The organism is Turicibacter faecis (assembly GCF_037076425.1).
GTDB classification, from domain to species: domain Bacteria; phylum Bacillota_I; class Bacilli_A; order MOL361; family Turicibacteraceae; genus Turicibacter; species Turicibacter faecis.
This window is the reverse complement of record NZ_AP028127.1, coordinates 1,692,348-1,704,894: the sequence shown is the minus strand read 5'-3', so window position 1 is coordinate 1,704,894 and position 12,547 is coordinate 1,692,348. Positions and strand designations below refer to the sequence as shown.

The 12,547-nt window shown below is 37.6% G+C and carries 10 protein-coding genes and 1 other annotated feature; of the genes, 9 read left to right on the top strand and 1 reads right to left on the bottom strand.

The window, feature by feature from the left end; translation table 11 throughout:
- Positions 1-49: 49 nt before the first annotated feature.
- Positions 50-319, bottom strand: a complete 270-nt coding sequence (locus AACH31_RS08435) for a hypothetical protein (protein WP_161831566.1) — start codon at positions 317-319, stop codon at positions 50-52.
- Between the two features lie 110 nt (positions 320-429).
- On the opposite strand from AACH31_RS08435, the gene polA reads away from it, so the two are divergent.
- The 9 genes from polA to AACH31_RS08390 all read left to right on the top strand — a co-directional run bounded on the left by polA (position 430) and on the right by AACH31_RS08390 (position 12,445).
- Complete coding sequence (gene polA, locus AACH31_RS08430) at positions 430-3,066, top strand: DNA polymerase I (protein ID WP_161831567.1); 2,637 nt, start codon at positions 430-432, stop codon at positions 3,064-3,066.
- Positions 3,067-3,307: 241 nt separating this feature from the next.
- Positions 3,308-4,171 (top strand): DNA-formamidopyrimidine glycosylase, encoded by an 864-nt coding sequence (gene mutM, locus AACH31_RS08425; RefSeq protein WP_161831568.1) that lies wholly within the window; start codon positions 3,308-3,310, stop codon positions 4,169-4,171.
- 356 nt (positions 4,172-4,527) lie between these two features.
- Positions 4,528-5,139 (top strand): dephospho-CoA kinase, encoded by a 612-nt coding sequence (gene coaE, locus AACH31_RS08420; protein WP_161831569.1) that lies wholly within the window; start codon positions 4,528-4,530, stop codon positions 5,137-5,139.
- A 461-nt stretch (positions 5,140-5,600) separates the two neighbouring features.
- Positions 5,601-6,971 (top strand): replication initiation and membrane attachment family protein, encoded by a 1,371-nt coding sequence (locus AACH31_RS08415; protein WP_338617376.1) that lies wholly within the window; start codon positions 5,601-5,603, stop codon positions 6,969-6,971.
- 5 nt (positions 6,972-6,976) lie between these two features.
- Positions 6,977-7,885 carry a primosomal protein DnaI gene (dnaI, locus tag AACH31_RS08410; protein ID WP_161831570.1) on the top strand — a complete coding sequence of 303 codons (909 nt, stop codon included), beginning with the start codon at positions 6,977-6,979 and terminating at the stop codon, positions 7,883-7,885.
- Positions 7,886-7,960: 75 nt separating this feature from the next.
- Positions 7,961-8,172 (top strand) — a binding site (T-box leader).
- Between the two features lie 79 nt (positions 8,173-8,251).
- Entirely contained in the window at positions 8,252-10,189 is a 1,938-nt protein-coding gene (thrS, locus tag AACH31_RS08405; protein WP_161831571.1) for a threonine--tRNA ligase, read from the top strand.
- A gap of 237 nt (positions 10,190-10,426) precedes the next feature.
- Positions 10,427-10,636, top strand: a complete 210-nt coding sequence (locus AACH31_RS08400) for a hypothetical protein (protein WP_161831572.1) — start codon at positions 10,427-10,429, stop codon at positions 10,634-10,636.
- 69 nt (positions 10,637-10,705) lie between these two features.
- Entirely contained in the window at positions 10,706-11,239 is a 534-nt protein-coding gene (locus tag AACH31_RS08395; protein WP_338507164.1) for a YiiX/YebB-like N1pC/P60 family cysteine hydrolase, read from the top strand.
- An 18-nt stretch (positions 11,240-11,257) separates the two neighbouring features.
- Positions 11,258-12,445 carry a hypothetical protein gene (locus AACH31_RS08390; protein WP_161831574.1) on the top strand — a complete coding sequence of 396 codons (1,188 nt, stop codon included), beginning with the start codon at positions 11,258-11,260 and terminating at the stop codon, positions 12,443-12,445.
- Positions 12,446-12,547 lie beyond the last annotated feature (102 nt).

Sequence of the window (12,547 nt, the reverse complement as noted above, 5' to 3'; positions counted from 1 at the left end):
ATCATATAAAGGCTGTCGTTTTTTTATAGAAATAGATGGATATTCGTCGTTAGCAGAACAATTGAACGAGGTGATAAATGCAAAATAGGGTACATAACATTCGGATGACGTTAAGATACTCCGTTTTCTCTACTCCGAAGCTAACGCCTAGGATTAGAAGGTAACTGAATGCAGGAATCAATTGAGTTAAAAGCAGGGTGTGTCCTGAGAAAAGTCGCACGATTAAAGGGGATTGTTGGGTTAATGGAAAAGTGAAGAGGAGCGTAATGTTGAAAAATAAAAAGAGTTGTGAAGTGATTGAATTCATTTTTTGTTTCATCTTGACACCATCCTTGTAAAAATATGTTTTAAACTGCTTTGATGTGCTAAAATAATAGTACAGTATAGTAAGTAAGGCATAAAAATATGCTATGGATAAGGATTGATGCAATGAATACGTTAGTTTTAATCGATGGAAATAGTTTGATGTATCGCGCCTATTATGCGACGGCATATAGCGGGAACCTCATGAAAACAAGTACAGGAATATTTACAAACGCTTTATACGGATTTGTAAATATGATGAATAAGGTGTTAGATGATTATAACCATACGCATATGTTGGTCGCCTTTGATGCTGGTAAGACGACATTTAGACATGAATTTTTAGAAAGTTATAAAGATGGACGCAAACCGATGCCAGATGAGATGCGTTCACAAATTAATTTGATTAAAAAATATTTAGACCTTTTAGGGGTTAAGCGGTTAGAGTTAGCAACTTATGAAGCCGATGATATTATTGGAACCTTATCAACGCAGGCGAAAGGTGATAATTTTGACAAGGTGCATATTATTACGGGGGATAAAGATTTACTGCAAATGGTCGACGAGAAAACGATTGTTCATATTACACGTAAAGGTGTGACAGACATTGAGTCGTTTGATGAGGCCGCAGTTTTTGCAAAATATGAAGTGTCTCCTCAGCAAATTGTAGATTTAAAAGGGTTGATGGGGGACCCTTCGGATAATTTACCAGGAATTCCTGGAGTGGGTGAGAAGACCGCGATTAAATTATTAAAACAATTTACAACGGTTGAAAATCTAGTGGCACATACAGATGAGTTAAAAGGTAAAATGCGAGAAAAGGTAGAGGCAAACGTTGAACAGGCCATATTATGTAAACGAATGGCGACTATTCATAAGGAAGTCCCGCTTCCACTAACCTTTGATGATTTACGTTATGAGGGACCCCATGTCGAAGAATTGATGGCCTTCTTTAAGGAAATGGAGTTTAATGCCTTTTTGAAGAAGATAAAAATGGAGGAGTCAAAAGAATCAAAACCACAGCTCCCTATTCGAATCATTCAAAGTGAACAAGAGTTGGATCAGTTAACTTATCAAGATAGTGCTATTCACGTAGAGGTCTTCGAGGAAAATTATCATCGAGGCACGATTTTAGGAATAGCAGTTGTTAATCAAGAAGAGGCTTATTATGCTCCATTTGAACTTGCGAAAAAGAGTGAGGCGTTCCTTTCATTTTTAAGTTGTTCGACGTATAAGAAGTCTATTTTTGACGTGAAACGCTCACGTGTTGCACTCATGTGGGAAGGCTTACCATTAGAAGGGGTTGATTTTGATTTATTATTAGCGACGTATATTCTTAACCCAACGAATGGTAGTCGAGAATTTAAAAAGGTTGTTATGCATTATGATTATGATGGGGTATCATACGATGAAGAGGTTTACGGGAAAGGGGCTAAGCGGGCCGTTGCCGCACCAGAAAAGGTTGCGCGTTACGCAATCGATATTGCAACGGCAGTCTTTAAGCTAAAAAATCAAATTCTTGAGCAACTGCGTGAACAGGGGCAACTAGAACTATTTGAAGAGATGGAAATGCCATTGGCCGATGTTTTAGCAACGATGGAGTTTAACGGAATGGCACTTGATTTAAATGGTTTGGAGGAGATGGGAGAAACGTTGAAGTCTCGCCTTGTAGCGCTCGAATCGTCTATCTTTGAACAGGCAGGAATGTCGTTTAATATTAATTCCCCTAAACAACTAGGAGAGGTACTATTTGAAAAGTTATCATTGCCGGTGATTAAAAAAACGAAGACGGGTTACTCAACGAATGCCGATGTTCTAGAAAAATTGTGTGATGAACATCCGATTATTCATTTAATCATGGAGTATCGAACATTGAGTAAATTATATTCTACGTATATTGAAGGTTTAAAAAAGGCGTGTTATGACGATGGGAAGGTTCACACCATTTTTAATCAAGCGTTAACCCAAACAGGTCGATTGTCATCGGTCGAACCTAATTTACAAAATATTCCTATTCGTTTAGAAGAGGGAAGAATGATTCGAAAAGCGTTTGTCCCAAGTCAAGAAGGTTGGTTGATTTTAGGGGCCGATTACTCACAAATCGAGCTTCGTATTTTGGCTCATATTTCAAATACAGAGTCATTAATTGAGGCCTTTAAACAGGGGGACGACATTCATAAGAAAACAGCAATGGACGTTTTTAAAGTGTCAGAGGAAGAGATGACGTCAGATTTAAGACGCTCTGCAAAGGCTATTAACTTTGGAATTATTTATGGAATGAGTGCTTTTGGTTTATCTGAAAATTTAAATATCACTCAAAAAGAGGCGAAAAAATATATTGATCATTATTTAGAAACGTATTCGGGCATTCACCAGTATATGGAGGATATTGTCAAGGAAGCTAAATATAATGGCTATGTTTCGACGTTGTTTAATCGTCGACGCTATATTCCAGAGCTAACGCAAAAAAACTATGCGATTCGACAATTTGGAGAAAGAACAGCGATGAATGCACCGATTCAAGGGACAGCAGCGGATATCATCAAAAAGGCAATGATCGACGTGTCCCGTATGATGCAGGAAAAAAAGGTACAGTCACGTTTGTTATTACAGGTACACGATGAGTTAATATTTGAAGTTCCTGAGAATGAATTGGAATTGATGATTGAGTTAGTGACAAAAACGATGGAGGACGTTGTTGAATTAAAGGTTCCATTAAAAGCCGATTATTCGTATGGTCCAACCTGGTATGATGCAAAATAATGATGAAAGGGGCACGAGAGGCGAGTGCCCTTTTTAGAAGTTAACGTATTTTCCTTGGAAATAAGGAGAGGGAAGACAAGGGGTTATTGGAGTTTAAAAATGCGAAGCAGTCACGTCTGCATCCCATGACGAATAAAAATGGAAGTTATGCCCGATAGGGACCCATTCAATGCAGGCGCTCCTTGCCGGGTAGCACATGATTGAACAGCTAAAGGGGTTGTTAAGAAAGAAGGTGGAACACATGCCAGAATTACCTGAGGTTGAAAATGTAAAGAATGCCCTTTGTCAACAAGTAAAAGGGAGACAAATACAGGGAGTTGAAGTGAAATATGAGCCGATGGTTAAAAATATGGAGGTAGAAGAATTTAAAAACAAGTTAACGGGTCAAACCATTCAACAGATTAAAAGGCGTGGAAAATATCTTGTTTTTTATTTGGATGATTATGTGTTGCTTTCACACCTTAGAATGGAAGGAAAGTATTTTGTTGTTCAGCCAGATTTTGAGTTGAATCCACATGTCCATGTAGTCATGACGTTGGATGGAGGCGAACGATTGCTTTATCAGGATACGCGTAAATTTGGAACATATCACTTGTACGATCGGTCCATCAATTTAGAGGAAACCCCTCCATTTAAAGTGTTAGGAGTAGAGCCTTTTTCTTCGCAGTTTACCCCTCCTTACTTAAAAGAAAAGTTAAAAAATAAAAAGAAACCTATCAAAAGTTTGCTTCTTGATCAAAGCGTCGTCTGCGGATTAGGTAATATTTACGTTGATGAAGTGCTTTACCGTGCGCGATTACATCCTTTAACACCAAGTTCGGATTTAGGGGACAGAGATTTGGAGAATGTGGTAAAATATACGGTGCAGGTTTTGGCGCGTGCCATTGAATTAGGCGGGACGACGATTCGGACATTTAGTTCCTCTCATGGGGTGCTTGGCTCTTTTCAAAACGAATTACTCGTTCATCAACGGCAAGGTGAGGCTTGTCCAACCTGTCAAAGTGAAATTGAGAAAATCAAAGTTGGTGGTCGGGGAACTTATCTTTGTCCGAACTGTCAGCGTTTGAATATAAAGGAAAACGAACGTGGTTCATCAACGGATTAATGGGTGTCGTTAAAAAGAAGTGGTAGCTATTTAAGTGAGAGGCCTAAGCCACTAGGAACTTTTAAAAAGAGAGGAGGGACTGCTACGAGACAAAATGTAGTGAACTAATCGCGAGAGGTGATAAGGTTTTATAAGGGACTCACTCATCGTCAACCCGACGTCGTGAACAGGGGCGTTACAACTTTTATTAAATAAGATTAATGTTTATGGTAAAACGTTAAAGAGATGAGGAGGAAGCGCGGGTGTCTGATGGAATGGAAGCAGTCAGGTTAAATTGCTCTCATTAGACGCGCTAAACGAGTGAAACTTTTTTGCGATCTATTTTTTGTCGATGTTTTAAGTAGCAGTAGTAATTAATGTTAGTCGTTGGATTAACGGGAGGAATCTCGTCGGGAAAAAGTACAATATCTTCATGGTTTTTACAAAAAGGAATCGTTGTATTGGACGCTGACCAAATAGTGAAAAATTTACAACGTCCGAATAGTCCGCTTGTCTTAAAATTAGCGGAGGAGTTCGGGGCGTCTATTGTAAACGAAAACGGAGAACTTGTACGAGACGTTTTAGGAAAAATAGTTTTTTATGATCATGAGGCGAAGGAGCGTTTAAATGCGATGATTCATCCGCTTGTCCAAGCAAAATTAGAAGAAGAGATTGAGCGGTTAAAAAAAGTGGGCGAGGGACTTGTTGTATTAGATATCCCTTTGCTTTTTGAAAGTCGTTTTGAAGCGTTAGTAGACCGTACGGTTGTTGTTTATGTTTCGCCTGATGTTCAACTTCAACGATTGATGAAGCGGGATCAAATTGATCGGGAGTATGCGTTAGCTAAAATGAATTCTCAGATGTCTTTAGATGAGAAAAGAGCACGTGCTGATTACGTGTTGATTAATAATGGAACCATGGGACAACTTAGAGAACAATTTGATCATTTATTTGAAGTGTTATGGGAACGGGCTTGTCAGGTGTTTTAAGAGGTGGGCGTGCCCACTTGCCTTAATTTTTGGATGGTTGTGAGTCGTGATGGATTAAAGTGAGAGATAGAATGGAGAAATAATGATGAAGTGGGAGCCCCTCACAAAAAGGATGGTGCGGTTAATTTGGGTGTTTGATGGCGCTAGTTGAAGAGAGGTTCGTGGCTTTTTCGGTTGGAAAATTTAACGTGCTGATGCGCGATTTCGTTGTTTTAAAGAGGTCACACTCGGTGGCGTTTTTGAAAGTCAAATTTTTTCGCGCGACCACTTTTAGTCGCTATCACATTCTTAGATCGAACGTATTAAACGCCCTAGTTAGTGATGGGTTTCCTGATGTATGATGAGAAGCCCCCTTAGCGCAAGCACCCCTTTTTTTGTTGGCCTAAAAAGAGGTGCTATTATTTGAGGTGAGGGGGGGAAATTAAGAAGATATTTCTGTTTAGATAGAAGGAGTGTTTGCGGTGTCAACACAAGGTGTTAAACCAAATACGAAGTTTAAATTGTATGGGATGCAGCGGGTAACGACGGAAGAGTTACAAATTTTAATTTTACTTTACCAACCCCTCATCGGTCCTGTGGCAACTAGTTTTTATTTAACTTTAAATACGTTAGCTACACGAGGACAAGGGGAGGAGTATGCCCACCATTTTTTATTACAGATGTTAAATATTTCGATGGATGATTTAATTGAGTTTAGGCATAAATTAGAAGCGGTCGGACTGATCCAGGTGTATTGTCATAAAGGAGATGGGACGCTCGCTTATTCTGTAAGGAAGCCGATGCAAGCGAAGGAATTTTTTAATGACGGGATCATTAATGTTTTTCTTAACTTAAAGGTGGGGCATCCTGAGTATCAACAATTAAAACGGCTCTTTGCCGAAGAAGTGCCTGAAATAGAAGGAGAAAATATCTCTAAGCCATTTAACGAGGTATTTGATACAACTATTTTAATGCGTTCGTCAGCTATGCTACAGGCGAGTCCGCTCCCTACCAATCAAACGGATAAAAAAGGGGTCACGCTAGAATTATCCTTTGATAAAGAGCTGTTATTTTCTTTGTTGCACCAATTTGGGATGGATGAGACAATGGTTTCTCAAAAGTTACTCGATCAAATTAATCGAATTGCATTTTTATATAAATTAGATGAGCACGAGTTGGCAAGACTTATTTTTGATGCTTTAGATACAGATGGCTTTGTTAACTTAGAGCTTTTTAGAAAACAAGCTAAACAGTATTTTCAGTTTTTAAATAAGGGGAAACCTGTAGAAGTTGTAGAGGTTCCTCAAGTGAATCCCGAAAATTTATCACACACCCCGGAACAAGAGCAATTGTCTAAGGAAAAGCAACTCTTGCTTGTTCTTTCTCAACATCCACTAGAATTTTTACGCTTTAAGCAACATCAGAAGGAACCCGTTCCAGCGGACCGCCAATTAGTTGAATGGTTAGTCGTTGATCAACAGATGGCTGCCGGGGTCGTCAATGTTTTAATTGACTATGTGCTAAATATTTCAGATGGTCGTTTGCCAAAACAACTCGTGGAAAAAATTGCAGGTGAGTGGCAACGTAAGGAAATTGACACGACGGAAAAGGCGATTGCTCAAGTTAAGGCAACGTTGAAGGCGAAACATAAAAGGGAACTTGAAAAAACTGTTCCGGCCGCGAATAAAGTTTATGCAAAACCAACGCGTGTCGTTAGAAAAGAGCAAGTTCCAGATTGGTTAAAAGAGCAGGGGGCCACTCAGGAAGACAAAAAATCATTGTCAGATGATGACCTTCAAAAAATTGAACGTATGAAAGAATTACAAAATCAACTTTTAAATAAGAAAGGGTGAGCAAGATGCAACGGATTGGGGAGTTAATGGCAAAACCTAAAAATGCTCAGGAGGCCTATCGTGAAATTATTGATGATCCATCGATTAAAGAAGCGTTAAGCCAGTATGGCGATGAAATTGAACTTTCATTAATTTCGAGTTATATTTCTGATTTAGATGAGTTTTTAAGAAATAAAGAGAAGTGTCAGGGATGTAAAGGGATTGATCACTGTTGCCAACCGGTAAAGGGGCATTATCCGATGTTAAAGCCGGTCCATAAACAGTTAAAGGTGTCATATACGCCGTGCCAATATGCTTTAAATCAACGTCATTTAGAAAATATTAAAAGTTTTCATATGCCATCAGACATTTTAAACGCTAATTTCGAAAGATTTATTATGGACCCTGAACGGGTGGAATTTTATGAAAAAGCGACGTTATTTATTAACGAATATATGTCGACCAAAAAGGGAAGAGGTCTTTATTTATATGGACCGTTTGGGACAGGAAAAACGTATATGTTAAGTGCAATAGCTAATATTTTATCGCAACGAGGAATTGTTTGTGGGCTCGTTTACTTTCCGGAACTTATTGCTGAAATTAAATCAGGCTTTAATAGTGAAACGAATGGTGCTTACGATAAGATTGAGCAACTCAAAGAGATTGAGGTTCTCATGCTTGATGATATTGGAAGTGAGTCAATGACGAGTTGGATGAGGGATGAAGTCCTTGGACGCATTTTGAATTATCGCATGCATCAGGGGCTACCAACCTTCTTTAGTTCTAATCTAGACTATCAACAATTGCAGCATCACTATTCATATACGCAAAAAGGTGAAGTCGAAGAGATTAAAGGAGCACGTGTGTTAGAACGAATTAAGGCCTTAACCGTCCCCGTTAAAATTGCAGGAACAAACTATCGACAAAAACGATGAAATCATCAGATTTTTTCTTGATTTTAAAAAAATCATGCATTATAATATGACTCAGTGATATAATATAAATAAATATTAAAGGTTTTGAAAAGGATACGGTTTAATAAAAACGTCTTTTTAGAGAAGTGACTATTAGCTGAAAGGTTACTAAGAACGCTTATTAAATTACTCCCTTTGAACTGGACTTGAAAAAGATTCCCGTTTGCTGCGTTAAAGCGAAATTAAGTTGCTGATAAGAATTTTCTTATCGGAATTAGGATGGTACCGCGATTTTAATCGTTCCTACTTGTAAAGATTAGGAGCGATTTTTTTTATTGTCAAAATAATCGCTCCCGTTATCAAAAGATACAAAAAGGAGGAAATATTATGATTAACATTACTTTCCCTGATGGAAATGTAAAACAATTTGATAAAGGAGTAACCGCTGAGGCGATTGCACAATCTATTTCACCAGGATTACGTAAACGATGCGTGGCTGCAAAGGTGAACGGACATTTATATGACTTCACTCGTCCGATTGAAGCAGATGCCAAAATTGAATTAATTACAAATGATCGTCCGGAAGCATGGGAAATTATCAACCATTCAGCGGCGCATTTAATGGCGGCAGCTGTTAAACGTTTATATCCAGATGCAAAATTTGGGGTAGGTCCAGCGATTGAAGATGGGTTCTACTATGATATTGATACAGAAGCAAAAATCACAGAGGCGGATTTAGCAGCTATTGAAAAGATGATGCACAAAATTTCGTCTGAAGCCTTACCCATCGTTCGTCATGAATTAAGCCGTGAGGAAGCAAAAGCGTTATTTGCAAACGATGAATATAAATTAGAATTAATTGACGCTATTCCAGCTAACGAAGTGATTACTACTTATTCAGAAGGTGATTTCACTGACTTATGTAGTGGGGTTCACGTTGCAAATACAAAAGATATTAAATTCTTTAAATTATTAAATGTGGCTGGTGCTTATTGGCGTGGAGACAGTGATAATAAAATGTTAACACGTATTTATGGGGCAGCTGCGAATACGAAAGATCAATTAGCTGAACATTTACGTATTTTAGAAGAGCGTAAAGAGCGCGATCATAAAAAAATCGGACGTGAATTAGAATTATTTACATTCAGTCCATTAGTTGGACAGGGATTACCTATTTGGTTACCAAACGGAATGAAGGTTCGCCAACAAATTGAACGTTACATTATCGATTTAGAGGAAGAATACGGATATCAACACGTAGCGACACCAGTTCTTGGATCAGTTGATTTATATCGTACATCAGGACACTGGTCACACTATAAAGAAGATATGTTTGTTCCAATGGAGATGGATAATGAAGAGCTTGTGTTACGTCCAATGTCTTGTCCGCATCATATGATGGTTTATAAAACAAAATTACGTTCATATCGTGATTTACCAATTCGCTATGCTGAGCAAGTTATTCAACACCGTTTTGAAGCTTCAGGTGCGTTAACAGGTCTTGAACGTGTTCGTGCGATGACATTAACAGATTCTCACTTATTTGTTCGTCCTGATCAAATTAAGGAAGAGTTCTCACGCTGCTTAGAGTTAATTCACCGAGTAATCAAAGATTTCGGAGTGGAAATTAACTATTATCGTCTGTCACTTCGTGACCCTCAAAATAAAGAAAAGTATTTTGATGATGATCAAATGTGGGAAACAGCAGAATCAATGTTACGTGAAACATTAGTTGAAAATAATATTCCGTTTATTGAAGCGGAAGGAGAAGCAGCCTTCTACGGTCCTAAATTAGATATTCAAATTAAAACAGCATTAGGACATGATATCACTATGTCAACTATTCAGTTAGACTTCTTATTACCAGAACGTTTTGATTTAACATACGTTTCTGAAACAGGAGAAAAAGTGCGTCCTGTCGTTATGCACCGTGGATTAATCGGAACATATGAACGTTTTATGGCCTACTTAATTGAAACTTATAAAGGGGCATTCCCATTATGGTTAGCACCAACACAAGTCACTGTGATTCCAGTAAATAACCAATATCATTTAGAGTATGCGCAAGAAGTAGCGAAAGAGTTACGTAAATATAAAGTTCGCTTCGAATTAGACGATCGTGAAGAAAAAATGGGATATAAAATCCGTGAATCACAAACTAAAAAGGTTCCAATGTCTATTGTTTTAGGAGATAAAGAGGTTGCGAATAAAGAAGTGACATTCCGCCGCTTTGGAGAACAAAAAACAACAACATTACCATTAAAAGAATTTATCCATTTCTTAGTAGATGAAATTGCAGAACGTAAAAATTATCTACCTGAATAATTGATCCATGTGATGAAATAAAAAAACACCTAAAGGCTTAATGGCGTTTAAGTGTTTTTTTGTCGTTGAAAGAGAAAGGGATTATTTGTCATAAATATTATTAAAAGCATAAATTCCATAAATGTATTTTTTTGTGGTATATTGACAGAAAAAAGTTTTTTTGTAAAATTGTAGAGGAATTGATCTGAAATTTTATAGGGGATTAATTTAATAACTATTAAGGAGATGAGAGTTTATATGAAAGTAACTAGCAAAGTTATTATTGGCCTATTTATGGCTACAAGTATGTCATTAGCAAATGCAGAGGGTGTTTTTGCAAAATCAGACTATGAGGTAATAATGCCTGAAGATTTTCTTATGCGTTCAAGTGATTTAAAAACCTATTCACAACAAATTAGGGATTTGAATCAACCTATTATTGATAAGTTACCCGAGGATGAAAGGTAAGATGCTACTAGAAATGTCTTAGAAGTTATAGCGGATTTAAATAGAGAGGAGATTGATGCTATTACAGAAATGAAAAAGGATAGCTTAGTCCCTAATAGTGTAAATTATACAGCTAGGGCAGACTGGACTAATTATGGTGATATCTTAATTAGTATGGATAAGACCTTTTCGTGGAGATGGCCTAAGACAGGAGGGGTATATGTAGAGTGGAACCATGGTCATGCGGGTATTGCTGATTTTACAACCAATTATGTGATCGAAGCGCACCCAGACTTCGGAGTGGCTAGTAAAAATAGATATAAGTCGTTTTGGGCAAAATATAACACGGATGAGTTATACGTGGGCGGGGCAACTCAAGCGAAGTATAAAACAGCTGTGAATTATGCAAGGCAACAAATAGGAAAACCATATGCAATTAAAACTACACTATCTAGCACAAATGCTTGGTACTGTTCAAAATTAGTATACAAGGCGTGGTTGGCGGCTGGTTATAATGTAGGGAATGCTAAAACAAGCTTTCCGATTCCATCAGGTATTGTAGGTGTCACTCCGTATCAGATTTTATGGGATGATAATGTATTTTTCTATCAGAAGGTAAAATAATGAAAAAAGGGGATTAATATGAGAAAAAGAGTGTTACAATTGGGTGGCTTACTTATTTTTATTGTACTTGCTTCCTATGTCTTTCATCAGATGAAGCAGGGGGGTCCATCGGATTCGGCCACTGAGTTTAGTGCGAAATATATTGTAAGTCAAGATCCGTATAACAACTCCGTCTTAGTGACAACGGACGATCAAGGAAGGGTAAAAAACTATGAGGAGTTTCCAGTGGAAACAGGAATTGAGTATTCTTACCTGAAACAACTCGGTCAGCAAGTGTATTTTGATGGCTATATTGCCAAAACGCCGTCATTCTATGATTATGACACAAAAGAAATTACAACGCTACCGACCTTAAATAAAATTTATGATGTGATTAATCCATTCTCTCAACAGCTTTTTTTAACCGTGAATGGAGGATTCGCCGAGGAAGGGTTATATAATTCTGGGGCGTGCTATTTGGCAGATGAGTGGGTTTGTAAGGAGTTTGAAAGTGAACTGGCTATAAGAAATGGTGTCATGTTTAATAATAAAATTTTTCTATACGCTAACACAGCTTCTCCCGAATTAGATGAGGATGACAATCTAATAATTGAGGAGAAAATTTTAGTCTATGATTTATCATTTAATTTACTTTATTCTTGCGATATTAGAGATAATCTCGGAATAAATGATGGTCCTATTGAGTTCTATCACGCTAATAATAAGTTGTTTATATTTGGGACTGACGAGGAAAATGGCTCGTTTATGATTTTGGAAGTTGATGAGAATCTGACTATTCAAAAGAAAGTAAGCTATCCTGAAACAGACTCGAAAGAACGCGAGCAATGTGTTCCGGCTTCTAGATTTAGTCTTAGTGACGATGAATTGTTTTTGGAGGTTCTTTGTAATAAATCGTCGGAAGCCTCAGACTATCAAAAGGGATTGTATCAAGAGGATAATTTACTATTAAAAATAGACTTAAATGATATCGAGAATGCGAATTATGAAGTGTTTTTGTACGGGGATAAACGGATGGCTGGATTTGACTTTCAAAATCAAATCATCTTATTAGAAAATCGTCTTTACGAAGGAGAAAACATAGAATTAGATGTTTATGATGCCAACTTTAGTAAACTAGGGACGACGACCCTTGAAAGCTTGGATAGTAGGACGCCAACACTCGTTGATATTTCGATGGATTTAATTAAAAAGGATTCTGACAAATAGCGCAGGTGAAAAAGAAACTAAAACGATTAAGAGATTACCCAAAAGGGCAAGATGAACGAATCTTGCCTTTTTGCTATCTTTGAAGATTGTGATGAAAAAACG